The organism is Methanomassiliicoccales archaeon, assembly GCA_036504055.1.
GTDB lineage: Archaea > Thermoplasmatota > Thermoplasmata > Methanomassiliicoccales > UBA472 > DASXVU01.
Window position 1 is genome coordinate 56104 of record DASXVU010000007.1, and the last position, 23422, is coordinate 79525.

Below are 23422 nucleotides of genomic sequence, written 5' to 3' on the forward strand. Positions count from 1 at the left end.
GCTGTGGAGCAAACAGGGCCCAATCCGAACCAGCAGACGTATGCCCAACAGTACGATCAGACCTATGGACCTCCACCGCCGCCGCAACCGGGACCCAGTCAATTGCCTCCTCCAAGGAGGAGGAACCGCGGGGCACTTAAGGCAGGTGTGGTCCTGGTCATCGTGATCGTCATAGCGGTCATTTTGATCATGCCCTCCACTCAGGATTTCCTTAAGAGATCGTTCATATCGCCGTTCCAGGAATCGTTCCCTGAGTACGCGGACATCTCTTTCAAGAGGACCTTTACGGTCGGGGCGAACGGAGGGTCGCTCATCAATTACACAGTGGGATCCATCCGCCCGCAGAACATATCGCAGGAAGGGGTCAACCTGCAATTGGTTGAATCGTTCTCTACCAATCCGACCCCGACATCCGTGATACAGCGCGGATCGGCCAGCGGACTCTTGTGGGAAGGTGGTCAGTTGGTGGGTCAGCAACAAGAGACCATCACTGTCCTGTACCATGTCAGGGAAACAACCAGACAATGGTCCCTGGCATCGACCGATTCAGGGACCGCTTCCCAGATCCCATCTTCCCTCAAGGTGGCCTACCTGGGAGACGAATGGAAGATACAGGCCACCGATCCCAGCATTGTGGCGTTGTCGAAACAGATAAACGGCAACGGGACCAACGTCTATACCATTCTCAAATCGACATATACCTGGGTCACGAACAACATTGCTTATCCCGGCTCTCCGGTCGCCGGCGAACCGAAGACCTCATTGGAGACGCTCCAGACGAAGGTAGGGGATTGCGATGACCAATCCAACCTATTCCTGGGCCTCATACGGGCTGCGGGCGTCCCCGGATGGCTCCAGTTAGGGGCTCTGTACAACCCAGCAACCAACCAGATGGAGGGGCATGCATGGGTGCAGACCTATGTTCCTTATGCCAGCGGGGGAGGTGTCTACGTCAACATCGATCTGGTCAACAAGAACTTCCTCGTATGGAAGTCATCATTCGTATGCGACTACACCGACAACGGAAACGCCGTGGACCTAAGGAACTACTATTACACGTTCTACAGCGTCTATGACCCATTGACCTATCCATCCAGTTCCGGCCCCTCGTTCCAAGATAGCTATGCGGTGCTAAGCTACAGCGAATCACCGAACAGGGTCACCGTCAATCAGCTGGTCGACGGCGGTGGCTGGTCGATGCTGGCGACGGTCAGATCATAACGGACGGAAGCGCCCCGGCCTCGGCTCGTATATGATTCCCTCGTTCAACATGACCGAGGCGATCTTGGCGGGATCCAGGTCGTAACCCTCTTTCACCAGGGCATCCTTCAGATCGTCCAGGCTGAACCCTGTCTCTGAGGACAGTGAATTGGCTAGAATCACCATGCCATCAAAATCGAGCGACTGGTTCCTGGCCTTCTTTCTCTGTTCCTCGGTGGCCTGGCGGGCGAGTATGACGCCATCGTCGTAGTCCTCTATGGATTGCTGCATCCGGGAGCTGGTCCGGCGGACCGCCTCCGCCAGTTCCAGTTCGTTGTCGGTCTGAAAATAGACGCGCAGGCGGTCCACCTCGGAATGGACGCCGCAGCCGGGACATTTTGAGGTTTTTACCGAGAGGTCGACCCCCCGGGCCCGATTGCATCTCGGGCAGATGATCACTCCGAACATCAGTACTCTACAAAGACCAACGAGCCGAGGCAGGTGCCATAGTGGTCCATGGGGATGGAGAGCTCCTCAACGGCATAACGTATCGGCTTCAGCTCAATGTCCCTGAGGTTGGCCATCTCGTTCATCTTCCATTCCAGGACTTCTCGCAGCGCCTTCTTGGTGCCATGCATGTGTCCCTCGGCCACGTATCCGCCCTGTCCGTCCTTGCGGAAGGCATAGGCGATACCGGCAGAGATCATCTCTCCCTCTCCGCCCCTCATCTGGGCCAGGACGCAATGTGTGATGGACCCCATAGGAAGGTCCCGCGGGGCGACCTGCTTGGCGCCTACTGGCAGGACCGATGACACGGAAACCAGGTTAAGCTCGCCAATCTTTGCCTCTTTCAAAGCCTGGTCGAAAGCATTGAGGTCCGAGACCTTGGAGACGGCGCAGCCTGAAGTGACAAAGAATTTCTTTGGCAGTAAGTTCATATTCCGATGTAAATTTATTATGGAATTTAAGCGTTTGCATATATGTACGGTTGTGCTATTTCAGCTCCAGAAGGTGAAGTTCCCGCTCCAAAAGTCGGACATCCTTCTGATTGAGCGTCTCGGTCGATAATGGCAACAGCAGCATGCCTTCGTTCATTGCGATATTGTCATTGATCAATTGTATGAACTTGAGGATCTTCGGGAAATTGTTCTGACTTATGAGGTATTCCACTCCAGAGATGAGCACGATCGGCCGGACGGACGTTCCCAGGAAGTTCTTGATCTCTGAATAGATCAAGGGGACATTGGTCGGTTCACGGCCGTACTTGTTCTGGATCTCGTAGGAAAGCCAGAGGTAGGGAACCCGGTCCAGGCCCCATCTCTTTTGGACCTTTTCAGGGTACTCCCTGGCCACTATCATTCCTTTGTATCCTTCAGATATCTGGTCCTGGAAGATCTCATAGGCGATGGCCGGGTCTGCCACTTCCAATAGATACGAATTTCCCGGCTGCAAGACATATTTTTGGTCGCCTGTAGAACGCTTTGTCACTGTCTCTGGCACGTCGTAGGCGACCCCTGGTGTCAGGACATGCACGCATCTTTCCGCTCCTTCCGAAATGCAGGACACCTCGGTCGATTCGAATCTTCTTCCGAGCAGCGACGAGACCACCCCGGTCAGATACCCTCGGGTGAAATCGCACCGGCGGCCAGATCCTGCCTCCAGGGATTCCTGGAACGTAACCATGATCTGATGATCGGTGACAATGTCGACGTGGATCCGGCTCAGGCCGGTCTCCGACCATATCTGGGCCAGCATGTCCTTGGCCTGATCCAGGTCATTGCATTTTATGTCCAGGGTCTTGAGCAGTCCGACCCCGGCCCGGTAACCGTAGCGCTCCATGGTCGCCGCTGATGATGTGCCTTCCATCAGCTCCAACTCTTCCCGCAGGTCCCTCAGGGCCGAAGCGGGCATCACGAAGAACGGTCTCGTTTCCTGGGCCATATCAGCCGCCCACCATCAGTTTGCCGAGCTGAAGGAACGCTTCCTCCACGCCCTCCCCGGTCTTTGCGCTAGTTCTCCTGAAATCCCGGCCTATGACCGCCGAGAGCGACCTGAGCGAGTCCTCGGTGGCTTGGGGGATTAGATCGCACTTGTTAACTAGCGGTATCACCGGGACCTTTCCCGCCACCCGGGAGAATTCCTGAAACCAGGAGTTCAGACTTTCGACGGTATCCTGTCTGGTGTTGTCGCACACCATGAAGGCACCGTTCGCGCCGGAGAAATAGGCAGAGTGCATGGAGGCACCGCCCTTCTGACCCAGTATGTCCCAGATCATGATGGTGAGCTCGACATCTCCCAGGGTTATGACCTTCTTCGACACCTTTGCGCCGAAGGTCGATATGTAATCATCACCGAAAACATCAAGAACGTAACGCCTTACAAGACTGGTCTTCCCGACCGCACCGTCCCCTATCAAGCAGACCTTCCGTATGAATTGCTTCTTTTCCATGGTCCAGTGTTTGTTATTTGCAGTGCTCTATTAAAGGGTTCTCCGATGACATCGAAGAATGATAATCAGGACCTATCGAACACTGACAAGTTTGTGATGGACAGACTATCCATACAGATATGATTCCTCACCCGGCTTCTTGGTCTGTTTCATGCTCTCCATGGCGCTCTTCATCTCCCTCTCGATGGCCTCAGCCTCCATCCTCAGGGGTTGCGGGTCGAGCTTGATCTCAGGAAGCATCTCACCGATGATCTCGAGGAGCCTCGCTGCCCCCCTGGCATCTGGCATGTCCGCCTTGGCCGGCCCGAGCAGGCACATCACATCGATGCTCAGCCGGTCCCCTTCGGAGAGCAGGACACCTGATATGCCAGACACCATCCCTTCTCGCATTTCCGATATCCGGTACGTTTTGAGCATGTTCTTCATCCTCCCGGTCGTTCCGACGCCGAAGGTCCGGGTCTCCTGGAGGTTGTCAGAGGTGTTGACGCCCTCTAAGGTAAGGATGGTGTCTATCCCCTTCTTTTGGCACCATTCCAGGATGACCTCGCTCAGTCTCTTGATCAGGTCGGGCCTGGGCATGAACTCTGAAAGGATGACCACGATCTGCTCGCACTTCTCCCCTTCACCGTCGCATATGCGTTTGCCGGCATAGATGCGTACGGGCGGGGACGGGATCCCGTCATGGAGGATGGTGTATGGCGGAAAATCCTTGGAGATGATGGTGGCGATCCGTTCCAGCTTCATCGTTCTGACGATATAGTTGGCAGCGATGGAGCTCACCAAGCCTACGCTCGGGAACCCTATCACCGCCATGGAATTGGTGATCTGCGCGTCCTTGTACTCATGGAGGAACATGTCTTCGTCCATTTACATCTACCCGATCGAAATCATTGGACCTCAACCGTATTAATGGTTGGTGGACCCCGATTCTCTGGGGTGAATCGCCGGCAAAGAGATTTACGTCAAGCATGCATTAGGATTTCGTGGCCCAAGACAGCTTGAACATCACTCACACTCCGGGCGGCATCCCGGTAATCGTCGAGCGCCTACCGTACTTCCGTTCCGTGGCGCTTTCGGTCAACGTCAGTGTCGGCTCCCGGGACGAGCCCCAGGACCATTGCGGAATCGCCCACCTGCTGGAGCATCTCATGTTCAAGGGGACCAGCGAGCGCAGCACCAAGGAGATCTCTGAGATCATCGAGGGGGCCGGCGGCGAGCTGAACGGATACACGACCAAGGAGCTTACCTCCTTTCACGTCTTCTCATTGGACGAGACCGCCGAGACCGCTCAGAACATCCTCTCCGACATGATCGTGAACCCGCTCATCGACGAGGAGCATGTCGAACTGGAAAGGAGCGTCGTCACCCAGGAGATCAACATGATGGTCGATGAGCCCGAGGACTATTCCCGGGTCCTGCTGGACCAGACGATCTGGAAGGGACACCCGATGGCCACTCCGGAATCCGGCCTGGTGGAGAGCGTCAAAGGCATCGAGACCCCCGACCTGCGTGGATTCTACACCGACAACTATCTCCCCCCAAACCTGACCGTGGTGGCATGCGGTCATGTGGACCGGAAGAAGGTCCTGAGATGGGCCACTGAAAGCTTCGACCATCTGCCCCGGGCGAAGAAGGCGCCGGAACGTGTGCCTCCCCTTACGCATTCATCCATCAACGTTTTCCCAAGGGAAGGGGACCAGGCCTATGTGGAGATGGGATTTCCCGGTGTGGATGCGAGGGACCCGGACCGGCAGGCAGTATGGCTGGCCTGCGGCGTTCTGGGGGCCGGGACCAGCTCCCGCCTGTACCAACGCATACGGGAGGACGAAGGGATGGTATACACCATATACACCTTTCCGCAACTGTTCAGCGATTGCGGTCTGATCGAGACCCATTTCTCGACCGAGTCGGATAAGGCCGAGACGGTCATCAAGCACATAGCCGAGGAGCTGAAACGGTTGAAGGACGAAGGCTTGGTGCAGGGAGAGCTGGAAAGGGCCAAGCGCTGGGTCAAGGGAACTCTGGTCAGGAAGCTGGAGAACACCGAATCACGCATGTACTGGCTCGGAGAACATTACATGATGACCGGCGAAGTGGTGCCTCTGGGTAAGATGCTGGAGGATTTCGACAAGGTGACCGAGGACGATGTGGTCCGGGTCGCCAACGAGCTGTTCAAGCGGAACAAGCTCTGTGTCGTTTTGCATGCCCCGGACAGCCAGGGAAAAAAGATCGCCAAGAACATAAAGACACTGGACTTCTAACAGCCATTTACATCTTCAACTCCGGAACAGATACGGGACTCGACATGAAGGATAAAAGATAACGGCAGGTGTTGGCAGGTCAATTCTTGGCCGGAAGCATACCCTTATTTATTCGTCCCTCTCAATTGTTTCTAGAGGTTTACCATGGAATCAACAATTATGGCCCTACCGATATTACCAGGGAAAATAGACGCAGTAAAGGCTATGTTCAAGACCATAAGGGACGAGAAATGGAAAGACAACGAAAGGGTCGATAAGATGGCAGGTGTCGAGAAGGAACAGGACTTCGTCCAAACAACACCGATGGGCGACATGCTGTACATGTATATCGAATCCAAAGATATTCAGAAGACCTTAGCTGCGTTTGCCGCATCAAAGGATCCCTACATCCTCTGGTTCACTGAGGAGATAATGAAAAACACTGGTATAGACCTATCCAAGCCGCCTACCGTAGCACCGCCTGAGAACGTACTTTCCTACCACAGGTCTTTGCTCTGAGTGAATTCAGAAGGTAAGGCTTCTGTGATAACGATCTTCTGAATCCTTTCCTTATTCTTTTATGACAAGATCATGCCTGAAGGAACGATATTCATTGCCAGATGTGTTCCTGTTCACCATCGCATAAGAAGTGATGACGGCGTTTCTCTACGCCCACCCGGTTGTGCTATTGCTCTTGGCATGCTCCAGTCCAATTGACCTCACGGACTGCTCGATGGCAATAAACATCAAGACCCGGACGTTTAGGCCCGGTGCTTTCCCTCGATCAGATCGAGGACTGTCTGGACGGCCTCGGGCAGAGACTCTTCGACTTCCGGGGTCATGGTGTCTCCCACTGTCCAGACGTCGTTAACCTCGACCGCCACGAAGAATATCTCTCTTGGCATCCTTTCCGGCTCCAGCTTTCGTCCGAGTTCCAAAGCGGTCCCCACGTTAACCTCGTGCGGATTGGTGCCGTGGATCGTGGCGTGGAATGATTCCTCGCCCAGGACCATGACGGTTCCTGGGGCGTAGTTGGTGGTCACGATGGCATCGACCACGATGACAAGCTGATAGTCAAGCATCATCTCGATGAGGTCGAGGCCACTGGTGCTGGCCTCCTCCAAGTCGACATCCTTCAGGGCCATTGTCCTCAGCTGGTCGACTATGCGGAAACCGATGGCGTCGTCGGTCACGATCGGGCTTCCTATGCCCAGTACTAGCGTCCTTGACTTCATGTGCCGAATCTGATGGCCGGTACGCATAAAAATTTTCCCTATTCCCATCGGTCACATTTATCCATGCCGTACCTGATACACCAATGTGAAGCTGGAGCCCAAGGTAGCATTGGAGGTCAACGGAGTCGACCTGACCTCCCATCAGCTCGAGGTCATCGCAGCCATATATCGTCATGGCAGCCAGCGTTCGGCCGCCCGGAGCCTGGGCATCGCCACCCCGGTGCTGAACCGGTATGTCAGGCAGATCGAGGCCAAGACGAAGCTGAAGCTTGCGGAAGGTACCGCATCCGGTACTGTGCTTACTGCAGATGGGGAAAGGATCGCCAAGGAATACGAAGCCCTCCGTGTCCGCATGTCCAAGTCGCCGGTCTTAGTGGTGGGATGCACCATCATAACCGAGGACCTCCTGCTATCATCTCTTTCTAAGGTGGACCCGGAAGGGAAATTCGACCTGATCATATCCGATGACCTGAGAAACCTCAAGGACTTCCGAGCCGGAATGATGGACCTGGTAGTGCTGGACGATCCGCTCTATGCTTTCGACGAGAGCGAGGCATTGTTCGACGAGATCGGTTTCGATCGGCTCCTCCATGTCGATCGCGGGACCACCTATCTTCGCTTCCTGTACGGTGCCCAGCGTATTGGCTTCAAGCATCTGGAGGTAACCGGAAAGACCTACCGGGTGGAAAGGACGGAACGTTCATTGACCTCGTTGATGAACTCCAACATGAGCTTCTTTGTGAACGAGAGCTTGGCGGCCAGAAAGGGTCTTAAGATCAGGAGCGACACGGACCCGAGGCTGCTCAAGCATGAGATAATGGTGCTTTATCATGAGGAAAGGCCGGACATCGCATCATTGCTGCTGGAACTGAAGAAACAACGGGTTCTCTGACGGTCAGTGTATAACCTATTTAGGTTACACGTGCAGGATTTTTCATTCATGTTTATATACATCGGCAAGAATCCGGATGTAAGGTAATTTCCATGTCCAACATAAAAGAGCCGGACCCGGTATTCACCAAGGCGATAATAGACGCTGGCGGAAAGACCCTGGATCTCTGCTACCAATGCGGCACCTGCACGGCCAGCTGCCCATCGGGAAGGAGGACCGGGTTCAGGACCAGGCAATTGATTCGGAAGGCCCAATTGGGACTGAAGGACGACATTCTGCCCACCGAGGATCTGTGGCTGTGCACCACATGCTACTCTTGCGTCGAGAGATGCCCGAGGGAAGTGGAGATCACTGACATCATTACCATCATGAGGAACATGGCCGTGAAGAAGGGCTACATGGCCGACCAGCACAAGAAGATCGGCGCGTCCATGATGAAGACGGCGACCACCGTGCCGCTTTCGCCGGAGAACAGCGCCCTTAGGGAAAAGATGGGCCTCCCAGCGGTCCCGCCAATGGCCATCTCGGATCCCAAGGCACTCGAGGATTTCAGGACGATCATGAGAAAGACCGGTTTCGACAAGCTCATCGGAGGTGCGTAAATGTCTGGAAAGTTCGGATTCTTCCTCGGCTGCGTTGCGCCGCTGAGATACCCCGGTATCGAGAAGGCCACCCGTGAGGTCTTCAAGGCCTTGAACTATGAGCTGGTCGAGCTGGAGGGTGCTGGATGCTGCCCCGCGCCCGGTGTGATCAAGTCCTTCGATGAGCCCACATGGTTGGCTCTCGCTGCCCGCAACTTGGCGATCGCCGAGAAGAAGGGCGTCGACATCATGACCATCTGCAACGGATGCTACGGTTCGCTATTCGACGCGAACCATGTTCTTCACGAGCACCCGGAGAAGCTGAAAGAGGTCAATGAGATCCTGAAGGATATCGGCCTGCACTACAGCGGCAAGACCAAGGTCAGGCACTTCGCCGAAGTACTGCACAACGAGGTCGGCATGGAGAGGATCCAGGCCGCCGTCAAGAACAAGCTGGACCTGAACGTCGCGGCCCACTACGGCTGCCACTTCATCCGGCCCTCGAAGATCAAGCACCTGGACGACCCGGAGAGACCCGTCCTGCTGGACGAGCTGATCGAGTGGACCGGCGCTCACAGCCTCCCGTACAAGGACAAGAACATGTGCTGCGGAGCTGGCGGCGGCGTCAGGAGCAGGAACAGCAGCCTGGCGCTCGAGTTCACGGCCGAGAAGCTGAAGAACATCAAGGCGGCCGGCGGCATGTACATCATCGATGTCTGCCCGTTCTGCCACCTGCAGTTCGACAGGTCCCAGAAGGATGTCAAGGGATACGACATCCCGGTCATCCACCTGGCGCAGCTCTATGGTCTCGCCTTCGGTCTGCCCAGGTCCGACCTGGGCCTCGAGGCGCACGAAGTCAAGGTAAACCTGTGAGGATGCCAGGTTGCACACAGCCCATCTCATAGGCGTCTACACGCTGCGGGACATGCCCGAAGAGCTGACCGGGTTCGTGAACTTCCAGGCAAAGCTTGAGAAGCATGAGCTCCGGATGGACGAGCGCATCGCCCTGCTGGTGATCGTCGGCACGTCGTCGTATGTGCCGGTGTTCGTGGAGACCGTCAGCGACCTGACCGCGGTCCAGAAGAGGCTACTGGATCAGGACGCCGAGATGGACAACGTGACCAGGGAATCGCTCAAAAGGGTGCTGGCCGAGATCCGGGAACGTTCCGGGGCGTAAACGATTTCCAAACATCTTATCTTCCTTTTTCAGGCCGCGTAACACGAATCAGAAAAGGGCGGCACGCAATCTTTATATAAAAGTGGTACATTCCCAAAATATCCAATCATAGAGGTATCATCATGGCTGCAACATCTACAAAGAAGGTCGTTACAAAGGCCGCCTCACGTAAGGTGAAAGACCGGTGGAAGGCGAAGGAGTGGTACAAGGTATACGCTCCACGTATGTTCAACCAGGTCCAGCTGGGTGAGACCCCATCGGCGGACCCGTCTAGCCTGACCGGAAGGATCATCGAGGCCACCGTTCACGACCTGACCGGCGACTTCTCCAAGATGCACGTCAAGCTGAAGTTCAAGATCACCGAGATCAATGGGTTCGATGCGCACACCGTGCTCATCGGTCAGGATCTCACCAGCGATTACATCAGGCGCCTCACCCGGAGGAAGCGCACCAAGACCGACCACGTCATCGACATCACCACCAAGGACGGATACATCGTCCGGGTGAAGCCGATGAGCATCACCGAGAAGAGGATCCAGGCATCACAGGAGACCGCCGTCAGGACGCTCATGACCAAAGAGCTCCAGACCTCCGGCGCAGAAATGACCATCTCCGACATCATCAGGAGCGTCATCTCCGGAGAAATGGCCAAGAGGCTCTCCAACGTCAGCAAGGTCGTCGTACCGATCAAGAGGATCGAGATCCGCAAGACCGAGGTCATCCAGATGGGCAGCGCTCCGCAGGATGTTCCAGTCTTCGCGGCGCCGGAACCCGAGCCGGAAGCAGCGGTAGAGGTTACGGAAGAGGTCTCTGAGGCAGCGCCCGAGGCGCCCGCCGAGGAAGAGATCGCTCCGGCCGAGAAGGCCGACGAGTAAACCCTTTCGACAAACTCATTCAGATGCCGGGGTGGCTCAGCCTGGTGGAGCGTCGGACTCATAGGGTAAAGTGGTATTAACAGACCCTTCTCCAGGGCAATCCGAAGGTCGCGGGTTCGATTCCCGTCCCCGGCACTCCCTTTCACCATTTTCTTCTGATAGAGACCTTTTGCTCAATGTCACTCGTTTTCTCCCGTGTTCCACGTCATAACCCTCCCAAAACAATTTATCGGGGCGGTCCCGTAGCGAACCTTCGGTGAAAGGTTGAGGGTCATAATCTATACCGGCAAGGGTGGGGTCGGGAAAACATCAACCGCCGCTGCCACCGCCTTGCGGTCCGCACACATGGGATACAGGACTATTGTGGTCAGCACCGACTCGGCGCATTCTCTGGCCGATTCCCTGGACTTTCCCCTGACCGGCGAGATCAAGAACGTCGAGCCGAACCTGGACGCCATCGAGGTGGACGTCCTCTATGAGATGGAGCACAACTGGAAGGAGATCGGCAAGTACGTTTCCGATTTCCTCGAAGCCCAGGGCATGGACCCGGTCAGCGCCAAGGAGATGACCGTTTGGCCAGGGATGGAGCTGATGTCCGCCCTGTTCTATCTGGACGAGTTCTCCAAGAACGATCGTTATGACGTCATTATACTGGACACGGCGCCGACGGCGGAAACGCTGCGGCTGCTGAGCTTCCCGGAGACCTCTGACTGGTACTTCGATAAACTGTACAAGGTGTTCCGTAACACCATAAGGATAGCAAGGCTGACGGTGGGCAAGCTGATGAACACGCCTTTGCCCTCCAATGAGTTCCTCGACGACCTGGACCTCATCCGTACGCGGATGACCTCGGTCAAGAAGATCCTCACTGACCCGCAGGTCACATCCATCCGTCTGGTGGTGAACCCGGAGAAGATGGTGATCAATGAGACGAAGCGGGCCTTCACCTATCTTTGCCTATACAACCTGACCGTCGAATGCCTGGTCATCAATCGTCTCATACCGGAGGAGGAGAGGCGCCATTATCCCAAGGAGAAATGGGAGGAGCAGGCAAAATACATGGAACTGATCGAGGAATCGTTCAGCCCGCTGACCATGCTGAGGTCGAACATGTTCAAGACCGAGGTGTTCGGACGGGAGAAGCTGAACATCCTGGCCTACAACATCTTCGGCGAGACTGACCCCACCCGGGTCTTCTCCACGGACAAGGCCATGGCCATCTACCGCGAGGATGGTGTGGATGTCCTCTCCCTCAAGCTACCGTTCTCGAGCAAGGACGAGGTAGAACTTTATAAGGCTGGAGACGTGTTAATCGTCAAGGTCGGATGGTACAAGCGTTCGGTCTCGTTGCCTTACTCGTTGGTCACAAAGGACGCAACGAAGGCCGAGTTCAAGGACGGCAGATTATTGATCAAGTTCGAGGAGGTCAAGAAAGATGGCAAGGAAGAAAGCAGAGCCTGTTGAGGAAGAACCCAAGAAGGAAGAGGTCCCCTTCGAAGAGAGCGAGAAATGGAGCGAGCCCAGCGGGGGAGTGATATCACAGGATACGGTAGGCCACCTGATGAAAGCGGCGACCGAGTTCCTGGGAGCGATGGATACCATGGTACCGAAAAGGAAAATGCCAGACGAGGTGCGGGTACATTATAAGGCGGCCAAGAAAGAGATGCTTTTGATGGCCCGGGCAATACTGGACGCCAAGATAGCTGAGTGCGACAGCGAAAAGGCCCCGGCCGAGGAAGAGCCGCGGGTAAGAAAGATAAACCTGGAGTGACCGGTCAGACCATTCACTCCATTCTCCATTTTATCGAGGAGCGTTCAGTCTGACTACGGTCCCAGATCACGGCATTCGGGGCAGCGAAGTTCACCTGAGCTGACCCTGAGATCGATGGAGAATTGGCCGCAGTTCTCACAATAGCCAGTGAACACCTGCGGTTCCTTCTCCCGACCTATCCCCCCGCGGTTCACCCGGGACCACTCCCGTGTCAGTTCGATCAGGGATGGGGATATGCGGAGCACGTCGTTCTCTGTCAGCACTCCCACCAGCACATCGCCTTTCACCACCGGGAGGCGCCTCACATGCATCATCGACATCCGCTTGGCCGCATCTGACAGCGATTCCTTGGCCGTCGTGGTGATGAGCGGGGATGTCATTATGTCCTTGACCAATGTCTTGGACGGGATCCTGTTCTCGGAGACGATCTTGTTCAGGAAGTCCCTCTCGGTCACGATTCCAACCGGCAGCTCGTCCTCAACGATGATGAGGCTGCCGACCTTCTCGTCCCTCATCAGGACCGCAGCCTCTTTGACGGTCATGTCAGGGGTGCCGGTGCGAGGGGATTTGGTCATTATTTCCTCGACCAGTATGTCCATCGTTCCATCGCTCATGCTCATACTATTCGAGCGGAGGGATTAAGTAACTTTCCGGTTAACGGCTGAAGTGGAAGGAAACTGGATAATTACCTGGTTCGGACCGGTGATCGCTTCCGGGAACACAGGTGCTGCAGGAATCATGGCTCTGGGTCTGAACAAGTCTTTTGAGGACATCCCGAGCCTATCGATATGGAATCTAATGTACGATCTTGGAACAGTGTTTGTGAACGTAATACGTTTACTCGCCCAGCATTGAAAGAGAGGATATGCTTCTCGTCACCGATAGGAAGGATACCGTCCAGGATTTTGTCTATGGCTCTCCTGATCGATCATTGTGTCGATCTTCCTCTCCTTAATGTCCTCCCCCAATCTCTCTGACAGATGACAAGCTACGCTAATTCCATCGCGGTTTTACTCATTCTAACAACTTTGTTTGGTTAAGCCCTGATTTACTCCGATGTCTCCGCCACGACGTTCTCGAGGATCTTTTCCTGTTTTGAGGTGGAGAATATGGGGAGGATGGCCCTTCCATAGACCTCGTTCAATATCTCCGCCGCTGCCAGATACAATGCGGATGCGCCGCAGATGATCCCTTCATAACCGGCGATCATCTTGATGTCCGGGTTGTTGAGCCCGTTTCCAAGACCAAGCAGCACCAGCAGCAGCGTCAACGACCCAAATACGAATATCATGACCTTATTGGTCTTGAGGGTCCCGATGAGCATGACGCCTGAGAATATCGCCCACATGAACAGGAAGGCTGCCATGGCGCTCGATCCAGTCTCAGTCCCGATCCCCATTTGGGGCATGACGATCAACGCGACAAGTGATATCCAGAACATTCCGTAGGAGGTGAAGGCCATCATGCCGAAGGTGTTGCCCTTCTTCCATTCCATCACTCCAGCTACCACCTGGGCTATCCCTCCATAGAAAATTCCCATTGCCAGTATCATACTTCCGAGGGCGAAGAATCCAGCGTTGTGCAGGTTCAACAGGATAGTGGTCATTCCAAAGCCCATCAATCCCAGGGGGGCGGGATTGGCCGTTTTGCTTAGGTTAGCGGTTATTTGAGCCATTTGATAATCCTCGTTTCGTATTATTCCGTTATATCGAGGCACGATAATTACGATTGCGCTTCTCATCATTTCATAATATAACAATCCTTCACCTTCAATTCTCAATATCAGTTATGTCGGCACTCGAGACCTAATACAACCTCCATTTTCTCAAGACATCTGGCTACCTTTTGAAGGGTTGACCTGAAACTAGAAATAGAAGGTTGGATGGACTTTGATATCAACGGTCGCTATCCGTACAAAGGGATATATCTAACAAGCCAGATTGTCATCATGGTGCCAGGAATGAATGACAAAGAGGGACAGATCGCCGTGCAAATGGCACGACAGACGATCGATGCGGAGACCAAAGAGGAGGATATGGGTGTACTGAACGCACCTGGAAGTTTCAATGAGAAAAGGGGTGTCTTCGTCACGCTGTCCACCTATCCTGAGCACAACCTGAGGGGATGCATCGGATATCCCGAACCCATCTTCTCCCTTGCCAAGGCCATCCTGCTTGCGGCCGAAGGCGCATGCCATGATCCCCGGTTCCCGTCACTGAAGGCGAAGGAGCTGGATGATATTGTCGTCGAGGTCAGCGTGCTCACTCCGCCCGAGGAGATCAAGATCGCCGACCGGAAGAACCTGCCTGAAGCGGTAAAGGTAGGAGTGGACGGTCTGATCATGGAGAACGGACCATACAGAGGGCTGCTGCTGCCGCAGGTCCCCGTGGAATGGGAATGGAACTCGGTCACTTTCCTGGAACAGACCTGCATCAAGGCAGGGTTGCTGCCGGACATGTGGCTGGACAGATCCACCAAGGTGTACAAGTTCCAGGGAGAGGTCTTCGCGGAGAGCAACCCTCACGGTCCGGTACGTCGGAAGGAACTGGTCTGATCCGATGGACCTGATCATCGAAGGCAGGGCATTCTACCGGGGCAAGTTGCAGCAGGTCTGCATCGGCATCGATGAGGGCAGGATCGTCGAAATAAAGAAGGTCCTCGCCGGAGAGAACCGCATCGATTTCAAGGACCGGCTCATATTGCCTGGAGCTATCGACGTGCATGTACACCTGCGCGACCCGGGCATGACCCAGAAGGAGGATTTCGGCACCGGGACCCTGGCCGCCGCCTTCGGAGGTGTCACCACCGTCTTCGACATGCCGAACACGAGCCCGCCCACCCTGATGGCGGAGGACATAGTCAACAAGCGGGAGACCGTCTCTGCCAAGGCCTGGGTCGATTTCGGTCTGTTCGCCGGTGTCGACGCCCGCCACGACCCGACCAAGATGAACGCCCACGCGGTCGGCTACAAGATATTCATGGGATCGTCCACCGGAAGCCTCCTGATGACCAAGGACGAGGACATCGCCGGAGCGCTGGCCAAGATCTCGTCCACCGGAAAGGTGGTCAGCGTCCATGCAGAGGACGATGCCCACATCGTCCGTTCGCCAGAGAAGGAGCTCCGCGACCACAACCGGAACCGCCCGCCCCATGCCGAGGTCTCGGCCATATCCAGACTGGCCAAGCTTCACGGGAATTCCCGGATCAACGTCTGCCACGTCACCTCCCGTGAGGCGTTGGCAGCGCTCACAGGTACCGGTTTCACAAAGGAGGCCACGGTCCACCACATGCTGCTGGACGACTCCATGCCGTTAGGCGGCCGGGGCAAGGTCAACCCGCCCCTGCGCTCCAAGGACGACCGGATCGCGATACTGGATGCGTTCTGCAAGGGGCAGATCGATATGTTGGCCTCGGATCACGCGCCGCACGGACAGGATGAGAAGTCCGGTGATTTCGATGCCGCCCCGTCGGGGGTTCCAGGGGTCGAGACCTCGGTCCCCATCATGATGGCCATGGTGAAGCGCGGCCAGGTCCCCCTGGAAAGACTGATATCGGCCGCCTGCCAACGGCCGGCGGAGCTGTTCCGCCTGCCGAAGGGCATTATCGAGGTGGGTAGGGACGCCGACCTGATGGTGATCGATCCGAAGAGGACCACCGACATCAAGGCCAAGAACCTCCACAGCAAGTGCGGATGGACCCCGTACGAAGGGTTCGAAGCGATATTCCCCACCGCTGTGTTTTTAAGGGGGATGGAATTGGTGGAGAGCAACTCTCTGGTCGGAGAGCGTAAAGGAAGGGATGTGGTTGTCGCCGGAATTTCAGGTCGATCTTAGCGAGCTAGAGGGACGCAAGTTCACGTGCATTGACGGATGCGGGCTCTGCTGCCTGTGTCAGCCCGAGCTCCTGCCAAATGAAGAGAGACTGTTCCGTTCGAAGTTCCCCAACATGGTCGTGCTAAAGAACGAGCCGCACCGGCACTATGCCATGGCCATGAAGAAGGGCATGGGCTCGTGCGCCTTCCTCAACGACCGGAGATGCAAGGTGTACAACGACCGGCCGCACTTCTGCCGTGAGTTCCCGTTCCATATCCACGTCGGCATGAGGGCGCAGGTCCAGCTCGACCTGTCGTGCCGGGGTGCCTGGGTCACCGATGGGGAGGATGCGATGACCGCCGGCGCCAAGATCGCCGAGGATGCCAAGGAGGCCATCAACCATACCCTTTACGAGTCAAAGCGGGTCTACCGCGAGTTCTTCGACAACTGCCACGAGAGCGGGATCGACCCCGACCCGGAGCCGATGCAGGCATTGGTCCGGGAGAGGCTGGAGAAGATGACCTATCTCCCCTACCTGGCAACGGTCCTGGAAGGATCGGCGGAAGACGAACAGATCGATCTCAGGAAGCTGCGCGTGCCAGCCGAGCTGGACAAGAGCGCGATGAGGGAATTGGAATCCGCAGCCCTGGAAGGCGCGAACGATTCGCTCGGCGCCCCCAACGCCTTCGACGCGCCGGTCTACTGCGATGAGGCGAACCGTTGGAACGTCTTCCTCTCCGAGCACGGCCGGTTCGAACAGTACATCATCAAGGACAGCGGGGACCTGGAGCATGTACGTTCGGTCGATCCGAACGCGGTACGGTTGCTGGTCCCGGACGAATCGGGGAGAAAGGTCATGGCCGACTACCTCCGCATATTGAACAACCGGGACAGCATCATCGGTTCCACATACTATCTGGTGGACGAGTATGATTACGAGGATTACTTCCCCAACGTCTACCTCGGCGTCCTGTCCACCTCCATGCTTGACATGATATGGAGGGCGTCGCTGATCGCGCACGTCAAGGGCACCAAGCTCGATGGCGCCGGTGTCCGGGAAGGCATCATCTACTATGACATGGATAGATTGGATGGCCCCTCGATCGGTGCGTTCATATGAGCTGGCTTGCGTCCAGCAAGACAAGGCCACACGACAAACTACAAATAGTGATGGGGTTATCGGGAAAATCGGTGTTCGAGCATGCAAAAACCATTGAACGTCCTGAACCAGGCGATCAATAGCCAGGTCATCGTCGAGCTGAAGGGGAACCGCGAGTACCGCGGAGTCCTAGATGGCTACGACCCGCACATGAACCTTGTGCTCAAGAACGCTGAAGAGCTGATCAACCACGAGGTTGTAAGGAAGCTCGCCGTCACCATAGTTCGTGGCGACAACGTAATTTACATTTCACCATAAGGAAGTGGACTAGATGAGCAAGGGTACAGCATCACACGGAAAAATGGGTGACCGCAAGACCCACATCCCCTGCCGGAGATGTGGCAACCGAGCGTTTAACATCAGGAAGTCTTTCTGCGCGTCCTGCGGATATGGCAAGACAGCAAGACTGAGGACCTATACTTGGGCCAAGCTCCACTAAATCAAGAAGGGAATTCCATCGAGGACTCGCCAGAAGATCACTGTGGTGTGGTCGGGATGGTCCTGTCCTGCGATGCTTTGCCTTCGTTGAAGAAGGCATTGCGCATCATTCAGCATAGAGGCCAAGAGGCCGCCGGAGTGGCAGTTTTTGACGGCGGTCGTATCCAATACCTTAGAGGCATGGGCCTGGTCCATGAGGTGCTGAGCGGCCGTGCCTACAACGCCCTGAGCGGCAACATCGGCATAGGTCATGTACGTTACTCGACCACCGGCTCATCCGTGGCCGAGAACAGCCAACCCATAACCGTGACCACTCTCGCTGGCGACCTGGCCCTGGCCCATAACGGCGATATCGTCAACGCCGGCAAGCTGCGCGCCAAGCTGCAGTCGGAAGGCTGGGCGTTCCTGACCACCTCGGACACCGAGATCATCATCCGCATGATGGCCACCGAACTGTCGCAGAGCCCGGACCCGATCCGGGCCATCAAGAACGTGATGAAGGTCATCGACGGCTCCTACTCATTGACGGTGATGCTCGGAACGCGCGTGTTCGGCGTCCGCGACCCGATGGGCTTCCGCCCCTTGTGCATCGGCAAGCTGCCCAACGGATATACGGTCGCCTCAGAGTCATCTGTATTCGACGTTCTCCAGGGTGAGCTCGTGAGGGACGTGGCCCCGGGCGAGATCGTGGAGATAACCCCTACCGGTTTCATGTCCACCAAGACCGTCAGCCCGCCGCACAAGGCCCATTGCATGTTCGAATGGGTCTACTTCGCCCGCCCGGACTCGGTCATCGACGGGAAGGAGGTGTACCAGGTCAGGAAGAGGCTCGGCCGCATCCTGGCAGAAGAGCAGCCGGTGGATGCCGACGTGGTCATCGCCGTCCCGGACTCGGGGCGTGCCCATGCCCTCGGTTTCGCCGAGGTCTCCAAGATACCCTACGAAGAGGGTTTCATGAAGAACCGTTACATCGAGAGGACGTTCATATTGCCGGAGCAGTCACAGCGTGACGAGGGAGTCCTCCTCAAGCTCAACCCGATCCGTTCCACCGTCAAGGACAAGCGCGTGGTGATCGTGGACGACAGCATCGTCCGGGGTACTACCATGAGGCGCATCGTCATGATGACCCGGCGTGCAGGGGCCAAGGAGGTCCATGTGCGCATAGGCTGCCCTCCGATCAAGGCACCCTGCTTCTACGGGATCGACATGAAGACCCGGGAGCAGTTCGCCGCCACCAACCGCAGCTTCGAGGAGATTGCCAAACTGATCACCGCCGACAGCGTCGGTTACACCAGCATCAAGGGGCTGGTCAAGGCGCTGGAATTGGATGAGTGCGACCTGTGCATGGCCTGTTTGAACGGTGAGTATCCGACCCACATCCAGGGCGAGAAGATGCGGTTCCAGCAGCGTCTGGACTGATCTCTGCCTCATTTCTTTTTGATGTTCCTGCCGTGGGGGCAGATGAAGACGCACATCCCGCACATCGGTTTCGGCGCCTGCTTTTCCATATCCTTGAAGTATCGGTCGCATTTGCCCGCATCGAACCTGGCCTCGCGCGGTTCGTCCTGGTCGAACATCCGTCCGGTGAAAGCATTGGTCGGGCAGGCCTTGACGCATTCCTCGCAATTGCCGCAGCGAGGGTCCATGGGCGTTCCGGTCTTGGGGAAGGGATAATCGGTCAATACAGTGGTCCACCTCACCCTGGGTCCGTACTGGGGAGTGATGAGAAGGCAGCTCTTGCCGATCCATCCCAGGCCGGCCAGGTGGGCTGCCATCTTGTGGGAGAACATGGCGCAGATGCGCTCATCGTCGATTCGTTCCGATGCCGGCACCGGCATGCTCCGGTACCCTTCCTTCTGCAGGCGGCCCGCGAGCGATAACGATATCTGGTCCAAACGGCCATTGACGGCATCGTAGGTGTGGCTGCGATATGCTACCCTGACTGCCCTCTGAGAACGGTCCGGGACCAGGTCCACGATGGTGTCCAGCAGTCTGATGCCCACCGATATGGCGAACGGGTAACCGGAGACGATATTCCCTCCCCGTCCGACCACTTCCGCCTGAAAAGGGCGGAGATCGGCAACGCCATAGAGTTCGGCTCCGAGCGATAACGCCAAAGCGCGCAGTTCGTCCTCGAGCGGCATGCATGGTATTCTGAGTCTCTGTTCATCAATGTTGTCCCGAGGGGGATGAAGGAGTCGTTACTGAATCGTCTGGGTCCATGGGAAACCTTTAATTAGGAAAATCTCTTTGCCATTCCCTATTGGGCTGGTAGATCAGCTGGAAGATCGCTACCTTGGCATGGTAGAGGCCGCGAGTTCAAATCTCGCCCAGTCCACTTCTCTATTCTCTGCTGTCGGCGTACTCGTTGAAAGTATTCAGGCGTCAACGAAGATATCGTCGCCTTCTACCGTAACTGGGTAGATCTTCTCTTCGAATGTTTTCGCAAACGGTATCCAAGGGCCCTTAAGAACCTTCCCGGTCCGGATGTCATACTCGGAGCCATGCCTTGGGCATTTGACAACATAGCTCATCAGCTTCCCTTTCCAGAGCTCTCCCCCGGCATGGTTACATTTCCCGTCCATGGCATAGTAACTCCCATCGACATTCGCGACGACCAACCACTTTCCTGCCACCTCCACGCCGATCATCTTTCCCGGAAGCAGGTCCGACTTCTTCGCCACCTTCGTCTTTGCCACTTAATCACCTTCAATTGTAACTGTTACGCCGAGTATATTAATGCGCTTAAGACATATAGAAATCGGACCGTCAGGGGCTGGTCCCTATACGAATGGGACTCCCCAGCTCCCTTTGAAGAAGTTTTCCCCTATCGGCTTCCGTTCCGGCCTCTTTATCTCCGCCTCGATCTGCTTATCCGACAGTGTCGAGGCGTCCGTTCCCGGATATCCTATGTTTACCAGGGTGATCAGGACATACTCGTCCGGAATGTTAAGATTCTTCTTCACCATGATCGGATCATAGCCAGCGATCGGATGAGCGATGATCCCCAGTTCCGTCGCCTGCAGCATCAGCTCCCCCACGGCCAGGCCGCAGCCGAAAAGGTAGTAGTCCCTCCCGTCGTTAAGATGGCAATCGTCCTCGACCCTGCCGCAGATGGCGAAGATCAAGGGAGCGTTCTTTACGTAGGCATTCCCCCTGGGCAGGGCCGCCTTGATCCTTTCCAAGGACTCCTTGTCCCTGGCCACCACCACTCTCCATGGCTGGTTGTTGTTGCATGAAGGGGCCAGCCGCATCGCCTCGACCAGAAGCATGATCTTCTCTTCCTCGATCGGTCTGGTATCGAACTTCCGCGTGGCTCTGCGTTTCTGGATAGCCTCCCTGACGTCCATCTTAACACTCCTCATCATCGATTGATGGGCGCACTCGATAAGCGTTGCGGTCGTCACTGGGGAATTTGGCTCTAAGCAACTATTAATATTCTAAACATATAATCAATTCCCATGGCGTTGTCCGATTTCGTCACCCTCAACAATGTGGCACTGGCGCTCGTTCTCGGTGGTGTGCTGGCTATTTTCACGGCATTATATGGCAAGAAGGAGAAATCGTTGCTGGACGAACTGTTGATGATCGTAGGGTTCTTCTTCGGCGCGTTCCTTGTATTCCTTGGCATCCAGGCGGTACTGATGACGCCTCGGCCGATAGCGCTGGCAGCGATCGCGGTCACTTTGGCACTGGGTCTCTCGATGTTCCTCAAGCCTCTTCGCAAGATACCTTTCTCCATGATCATCTCACTGATCGCGGGAGGTGTGGTGGCGTACTTCCTGATCAAGCTCAACCTGAGCGCCACCTGGGTGCTGGTCATTGCGCTGGTCGTCATGGCGATAGTCTGGATAATCCTAAAGTTCCTGGGCATCGGTGCCAGGATCGCTGAATGGATATTGACGGCAAGGCCGATCATGCTCATAGTCGGGGTCATCGGGCTGATCGAAGGTGTCCTGCTGTGGATGGGCAGCACCCTCTGAAACGCCCCGAATCCCGTAAACCTTTAAATGAGGGCAGGCATATCCAAGCCTCACGCGGGCCTGTGGCTTAGCATGGATATAGCACTGGCCTTCTACTCCTTGCCTTCCGGTAAGAGAAGCAAGTCAGTGGTCTCGGGTTCGAATCGGCCGATCCTCCGGGTTCGGTCGCGAAAATCCCGACAGGCCCGCCAATAGGGAAACATTGATAAGTGCTAATGGAATCAGGGCAAGAAATCTGGTGATTCAAATGAAGAGAAGTTCACGCGCCTGGAAGAAAAGAGGCAAGCAGCGCTGGAAATGGCGCAAGAAGAAGATGCGGCGCCGGAAGCGGGCACAGAAGATGCGCAAGGCTTAAAGCTGACCAAGTGGGGGTATGGGGTAACTAGGTATCCTCGCGGGCTCCAGTTAATTGGGAATGATTGCTAACGGGTTTGCTGATCCGGTGATGAATAACTGGAGCGATGACCCATTAGTTCGCGCGGGGTAGCTCCCTGCGTAGAAGAAACCCGCTGATCTGGGTTCAAATCCCAGTGCCCCCACATTATTGTCTGGCCAAAGGACTTTTTGCCCCTCGTTTTCGATTGGCCTTTTGGCGGTTATGTAGAGACGCGCACAACCGGAAGCGGTTCCGGCTGCGACGCCTCCTTCGTTCTCTCCGACGCTTTGCCCTGCATCCGTGCACGGACCTGCTCCAGGTAATTGAACGCCATCCGCTGCATCTTCGCCAGCTCCAGGACCGTCAGGCCCAGGTACCTTATCGTCTGCTTCTCCGACGTGTGTCCCAGCGCCTCCATGATCTCCACCATCGGCACCCCGGCGAAGTACGCCAACCTCGCCCCGGTGCGCCTCAGCGTGTGGTTCCCGATCGGGCGCTGTATGCCCGCCCGCTTGGCGACACGCTGCACGATGTTGTCGATCGCGGTGTGACCGTATGCCGCCAGCTTGCCGCCCCTCTCGTAGATGATGTACGCCTTCGGCACATCCACGTCCGGATCCTTCCGCCTTGCCTTCTCTATCAACGCTTCCCTCAATTCTTCCCATCTTTGTACCTCCTCCAACGTGTCCGGCCCCCAGGCCAGATTCCTGAACTTCCCGCCGCCACGACCCTTGCCATGGACGGCCACGATCCCGGCATCCTCCAGGAACGACTCGAGCATCCGCTCGACCTCTATGCGCCTCAACCAAAGTCGCAGCTCCAGGTGGATCACTATCCTCTCGACGCCCACCGAGGCGTCTATCATCCCGATCGCTTCCTCCTCCGTCAGCCAATCGACGTGCTGCCTGGTCTCCGAGGGCCACCCGATCTCCGCATCCCGGACTATCGGGTTCTTGAAGGTGAGCAGGAACTGGTTCAGCACGCAGATGTTCTGCTTCTGATAACATATGGACCAGCCCAGCCGCTCGAACTCCGCCAGCAGGAAGTCCAGCTCCTTGTCGCCGAACTGCTTCGGCTTGGTCTCCAGGCCAGCCTTGTCGAGAATCCGGTAGAGCCGGAGCAGCCTTCCCCGATACTTTCCCGCCTGGCCTTTCGATAGCCTTCGCCGAGCCGTCTTCTTGGCCAGGAAGCTGTCGATGCGCTGCTCCAGATAACGCTGTTTTGAAGGCAACCA

General features: G+C 56.1%; 29 protein-coding genes and 4 tRNA genes. 21 read left to right on the plus strand and 12 right to left on the minus strand.

The features are described 5' to 3' along the window. Positions 1-3: 3 nt before the first annotated feature. Positions 4-1221 carry a transglutaminase-like domain-containing protein gene (locus tag VGK23_02140; protein ID HEY3419335.1) on the plus strand — a complete coding sequence of 406 codons (1218 nt, stop codon included), beginning with the start codon at positions 4-6 and terminating at the stop codon, positions 1219-1221. On the opposite strand, the gene VGK23_02145 is transcribed toward VGK23_02140, so the two are convergent. From VGK23_02145 to VGK23_02165, 5 genes are all read right to left on the minus strand, one after another. Next, a complete protein-coding gene (locus VGK23_02145) occupies positions 1216-1668 on the minus strand; it encodes a hypothetical protein (GenBank protein HEY3419336.1) in 453 nt (150 codons plus the stop codon). The genes VGK23_02140 and VGK23_02145 overlap by 6 nt on opposite strands. Then, positions 1668-2138, minus strand: a complete 471-nt coding sequence (locus VGK23_02150) for a pyruvoyl-dependent arginine decarboxylase (GenBank protein HEY3419337.1) — start codon at positions 2136-2138, stop codon at positions 1668-1670. Before VGK23_02150 ends, VGK23_02145 begins: the two co-directional genes overlap by 1 nt. A 55-nt stretch (positions 2139-2193) precedes the next feature. Then, the gene (locus VGK23_02155) at positions 2194-3141 is read right to left on the minus strand and encodes a DUF835 domain-containing protein (protein ID HEY3419338.1); all 948 of its coding nucleotides are present in this window, start codon (positions 3139-3141) and stop codon (positions 2194-2196) included. A 1-nt stretch (position 3142) separates the two neighbouring features. After that, positions 3143-3649, minus strand: a complete 507-nt coding sequence (locus VGK23_02160; GenBank protein ID HEY3419339.1) for a Rab family GTPase — start codon at positions 3647-3649, stop codon at positions 3143-3145. 105 nt (positions 3650-3754) lie between these two features. Then, positions 3755-4516: a PAC2 family protein gene (locus VGK23_02165; GenBank protein ID HEY3419340.1), complete on the minus strand. Its 762-nt coding sequence runs from the start codon at positions 4514-4516 to the stop codon at positions 3755-3757. A 116-nt stretch (positions 4517-4632) separates the two neighbouring features. Here VGK23_02165 and VGK23_02170 point away from each other — a divergent pair, with 116 nt between their 5' ends. Both VGK23_02170 and VGK23_02175 read left to right on the plus strand, forming a co-directional pair. Further along, on the plus strand, positions 4633-5910 hold the full coding sequence (locus VGK23_02170; GenBank protein HEY3419341.1) for a pitrilysin family protein: 1278 nt from the start codon (positions 4633-4635) through the stop codon (positions 5908-5910). 144 nt (positions 5911-6054) lie between these two features. Further along, entirely contained in the window at positions 6055-6408 is a 354-nt protein-coding gene (locus VGK23_02175) for a hypothetical protein (protein ID HEY3419342.1), read from the plus strand. A gap of 242 nt (positions 6409-6650) precedes the next feature. On the opposite strand, the gene VGK23_02180 is transcribed toward VGK23_02175, so the two are convergent. Beyond that, positions 6651-7124 carry a hydrogenase maturation protease gene (locus VGK23_02180; GenBank protein ID HEY3419343.1) on the minus strand — a complete coding sequence of 158 codons (474 nt, stop codon included), beginning with the start codon at positions 7122-7124 and terminating at the stop codon, positions 6651-6653. A gap of 85 nt (positions 7125-7209) precedes the next feature. Between VGK23_02180 and VGK23_02185 the strand changes: the two genes are divergently transcribed. The 8 genes from VGK23_02185 (at position 7210) to VGK23_02220 (ending at position 12420) form a co-directional block, all read left to right on the plus strand. Then, positions 7210-8016 (plus strand): LysR family transcriptional regulator, encoded by an 807-nt coding sequence (locus VGK23_02185; protein ID HEY3419344.1) that lies wholly within the window; start codon positions 7210-7212, stop codon positions 8014-8016. 92 nt (positions 8017-8108) lie between these two features. After that, the gene (hdrC, locus tag VGK23_02190) at positions 8109-8618 is read left to right on the plus strand and encodes a CoB--CoM heterodisulfide reductase subunit C (GenBank protein HEY3419345.1); all 510 of its coding nucleotides are present in this window, start codon (positions 8109-8111) and stop codon (positions 8616-8618) included. Further along, a complete protein-coding gene (gene hdrB, locus VGK23_02195; GenBank protein HEY3419346.1) occupies positions 8619-9470 on the plus strand; it encodes a CoB--CoM heterodisulfide reductase subunit B in 852 nt (283 codons plus the stop codon). A 10-nt stretch (positions 9471-9480) separates the two neighbouring features. After that, positions 9481-9774: a DUF749 family protein gene (locus VGK23_02200; protein HEY3419347.1), complete on the plus strand. Its 294-nt coding sequence runs from the start codon at positions 9481-9483 to the stop codon at positions 9772-9774. A 122-nt stretch (positions 9775-9896) separates the two neighbouring features. Beyond that, positions 9897-10649, plus strand: a complete 753-nt coding sequence (locus VGK23_02205) for a 30S ribosomal protein S3ae (GenBank protein HEY3419348.1) — start codon at positions 9897-9899, stop codon at positions 10647-10649. Positions 10650-10674: 25 nt separating this feature from the next. Next, positions 10675-10784 (plus strand) — tRNA-Met (locus VGK23_02210). Between the two features lie 129 nt (positions 10785-10913). Then, entirely contained in the window at positions 10914-12113 is a 1200-nt protein-coding gene (locus VGK23_02215) for an ArsA family ATPase (GenBank protein ID HEY3419349.1), read from the plus strand. Next, positions 12085-12420 (plus strand): hypothetical protein, encoded by a 336-nt coding sequence (locus VGK23_02220; GenBank protein HEY3419350.1) that lies wholly within the window; start codon positions 12085-12087, stop codon positions 12418-12420. Before VGK23_02215 ends, VGK23_02220 begins: the two co-directional genes overlap by 29 nt. Positions 12421-12473: 53 nt before the next feature. On the opposite strand, the gene VGK23_02225 is transcribed toward VGK23_02220, so the two are convergent. Then, on the minus strand, positions 12474-13034 hold the full coding sequence (locus tag VGK23_02225) for a CBS domain-containing protein (protein HEY3419351.1): 561 nt from the start codon (positions 13032-13034) through the stop codon (positions 12474-12476). 434 nt (positions 13035-13468) lie between these two features. Beyond that, on the minus strand, positions 13469-14095 hold the full coding sequence (locus VGK23_02230) for an acetate uptake transporter (protein HEY3419352.1): 627 nt from the start codon (positions 14093-14095) through the stop codon (positions 13469-13471). Between the two features lie 285 nt (positions 14096-14380). Here VGK23_02230 and VGK23_02235 point away from each other — a divergent pair, with 285 nt between their 5' ends. From VGK23_02235 to purF, 6 genes are all read left to right on the plus strand, one after another. After that, positions 14381-14974, plus strand: a complete 594-nt coding sequence (locus VGK23_02235; protein ID HEY3419353.1) for a TIGR00296 family protein — start codon at positions 14381-14383, stop codon at positions 14972-14974. Between the two features lie 4 nt (positions 14975-14978). After that, complete coding sequence (gene pyrC, locus VGK23_02240; protein HEY3419354.1) at positions 14979-16253, plus strand: dihydroorotase; 1275 nt, start codon at positions 14979-14981, stop codon at positions 16251-16253. After that, positions 16225-17352: a YkgJ family cysteine cluster protein gene (locus VGK23_02245; GenBank protein ID HEY3419355.1), complete on the plus strand. Its 1128-nt coding sequence runs from the start codon at positions 16225-16227 to the stop codon at positions 17350-17352. Before pyrC ends, VGK23_02245 begins: the two co-directional genes overlap by 29 nt. Before the next feature lie 81 nt (positions 17353-17433). Beyond that, the gene (locus VGK23_02250) at positions 17434-17649 is read left to right on the plus strand and encodes an LSM domain-containing protein (GenBank protein ID HEY3419356.1); all 216 of its coding nucleotides are present in this window, start codon (positions 17434-17436) and stop codon (positions 17647-17649) included. A 13-nt stretch (positions 17650-17662) separates the two neighbouring features. Further along, entirely contained in the window at positions 17663-17830 is a 168-nt protein-coding gene (locus tag VGK23_02255) for a 50S ribosomal protein L37e (GenBank protein HEY3419357.1), read from the plus strand. 47 nt (positions 17831-17877) lie between these two features. After that, entirely contained in the window at positions 17878-19248 is a 1371-nt protein-coding gene (purF, locus tag VGK23_02260; protein ID HEY3419358.1) for an amidophosphoribosyltransferase, read from the plus strand. A gap of 8 nt (positions 19249-19256) precedes the next feature. Here purF and VGK23_02265 read toward each other — a convergent pair whose 3' ends face one another. Further along, a complete protein-coding gene (locus VGK23_02265; GenBank protein ID HEY3419359.1) occupies positions 19257-19973 on the minus strand; it encodes a 4Fe-4S double cluster binding domain-containing protein in 717 nt (238 codons plus the stop codon). Between the two features lie 121 nt (positions 19974-20094). On the opposite strand from VGK23_02265, the gene VGK23_02270 reads away from it, so the two are divergent. Then, positions 20095-20167, plus strand: a tRNA-Ala gene (locus VGK23_02270). Between the two features lie 40 nt (positions 20168-20207). Here the strand turns inward: VGK23_02270 and VGK23_02275 are convergent. Both VGK23_02275 and VGK23_02280 read right to left on the minus strand, forming a co-directional pair. Then, entirely contained in the window at positions 20208-20528 is a 321-nt protein-coding gene (locus tag VGK23_02275; GenBank protein HEY3419360.1) for a Rieske 2Fe-2S domain-containing protein, read from the minus strand. Positions 20529-20612: 84 nt separating this feature from the next. Further along, a complete protein-coding gene (locus tag VGK23_02280) occupies positions 20613-21179 on the minus strand; it encodes a nitroreductase family protein (protein ID HEY3419361.1) in 567 nt (188 codons plus the stop codon). 111 nt (positions 21180-21290) lie between these two features. On the opposite strand from VGK23_02280, the gene VGK23_02285 reads away from it, so the two are divergent. The 3 genes from VGK23_02285 to VGK23_02295 all read left to right on the plus strand — a co-directional run bounded on the left by VGK23_02285 (position 21291) and on the right by VGK23_02295 (position 22351). After that, positions 21291-21812 (plus strand): hypothetical protein, encoded by a 522-nt coding sequence (locus VGK23_02285; protein HEY3419362.1) that lies wholly within the window; start codon positions 21291-21293, stop codon positions 21810-21812. A gap of 56 nt (positions 21813-21868) precedes the next feature. Beyond that, positions 21869-22003 (plus strand) — tRNA-Arg (locus VGK23_02290). Between the two features lie 176 nt (positions 22004-22179). Further along, a tRNA-Trp gene (locus VGK23_02295) sits at positions 22180-22351 on the plus strand. Between the two features lie 57 nt (positions 22352-22408). On the opposite strand, the gene VGK23_02300 is transcribed toward VGK23_02295, so the two are convergent. Further along, positions 22409-23419 carry a tyrosine-type recombinase/integrase gene (locus VGK23_02300; GenBank protein HEY3419363.1) on the minus strand — a complete coding sequence of 337 codons (1011 nt, stop codon included), beginning with the start codon at positions 23417-23419 and terminating at the stop codon, positions 22409-22411. Between the last annotated feature and the right edge of the window lie 3 nt (positions 23420-23422).

Bases quoted from the DNA above. Each gene is read 5' to 3' on its own strand.
- VGK23_02145 (HEY3419336.1), bottom strand. From the start codon at position 1,668: ATGTTCGGAGTGATCATCTGCCCGAGATGCAATCGGGCCCGGGGGGTC.
- VGK23_02150 (HEY3419337.1), bottom strand. From the start codon at position 2,138: ATGAACTTACTGCCAAAGAAATTCTTTGTCACTTCAGGCTGCGCCGTC.
- VGK23_02155 (HEY3419338.1), bottom strand. From the start codon at position 3,141: ATGGCCCAGGAAACGAGACCGTTCTTCGTGATGCCCGCTTCGGCCCTG.
- VGK23_02160 (HEY3419339.1), bottom strand. From the start codon at position 3,649: ATGGAAAAGAAGCAATTCATACGGAAGGTCTGCTTGATAGGGGACGGT.
- VGK23_02165 (HEY3419340.1), bottom strand. From the start codon at position 4,516: ATGGACGAAGACATGTTCCTCCATGAGTACAAGGACGCGCAGATCACC.
- VGK23_02175 (HEY3419342.1), top strand. From the start codon at position 6,055: ATGGAATCAACAATTATGGCCCTACCGATATTACCAGGGAAAATAGAC.
- VGK23_02180 (HEY3419343.1), bottom strand. From the start codon at position 7,124: ATGAAGTCAAGGACGCTAGTACTGGGCATAGGAAGCCCGATCGTGACC.
- hdrC (HEY3419345.1), top strand. From the start codon at position 8,109: ATGTCCAACATAAAAGAGCCGGACCCGGTATTCACCAAGGCGATAATA.
- hdrB (HEY3419346.1), top strand. From the start codon at position 8,619: ATGTCTGGAAAGTTCGGATTCTTCCTCGGCTGCGTTGCGCCGCTGAGA.
- VGK23_02205 (HEY3419348.1), top strand. From the start codon at position 9,897: ATGGCTGCAACATCTACAAAGAAGGTCGTTACAAAGGCCGCCTCACGT.
- VGK23_02220 (HEY3419350.1), top strand. From the start codon at position 12,085: ATGGCAAGGAAGAAAGCAGAGCCTGTTGAGGAAGAACCCAAGAAGGAA.
- VGK23_02225 (HEY3419351.1), bottom strand. From the start codon at position 13,034: ATGAGCGATGGAACGATGGACATACTGGTCGAGGAAATAATGACCAAA.
- VGK23_02230 (HEY3419352.1), bottom strand. From the start codon at position 14,095: ATGGCTCAAATAACCGCTAACCTAAGCAAAACGGCCAATCCCGCCCCC.
- VGK23_02235 (HEY3419353.1), top strand. From the start codon at position 14,381: ATGAATGACAAAGAGGGACAGATCGCCGTGCAAATGGCACGACAGACG.
- pyrC (HEY3419354.1), top strand. From the start codon at position 14,979: ATGGACCTGATCATCGAAGGCAGGGCATTCTACCGGGGCAAGTTGCAG.
- VGK23_02250 (HEY3419356.1), top strand. From the start codon at position 17,434: ATGCAAAAACCATTGAACGTCCTGAACCAGGCGATCAATAGCCAGGTC.
- VGK23_02255 (HEY3419357.1), top strand. From the start codon at position 17,663: ATGAGCAAGGGTACAGCATCACACGGAAAAATGGGTGACCGCAAGACC.
- VGK23_02265 (HEY3419359.1), bottom strand. From the start codon at position 19,973: ATGCCGCTCGAGGACGAACTGCGCGCTTTGGCGTTATCGCTCGGAGCC.
- VGK23_02280 (HEY3419361.1), bottom strand. From the start codon at position 21,179: ATGGACGTCAGGGAGGCTATCCAGAAACGCAGAGCCACGCGGAAGTTC.
- VGK23_02285 (HEY3419362.1), top strand. From the start codon at position 21,291: ATGGCGTTGTCCGATTTCGTCACCCTCAACAATGTGGCACTGGCGCTC.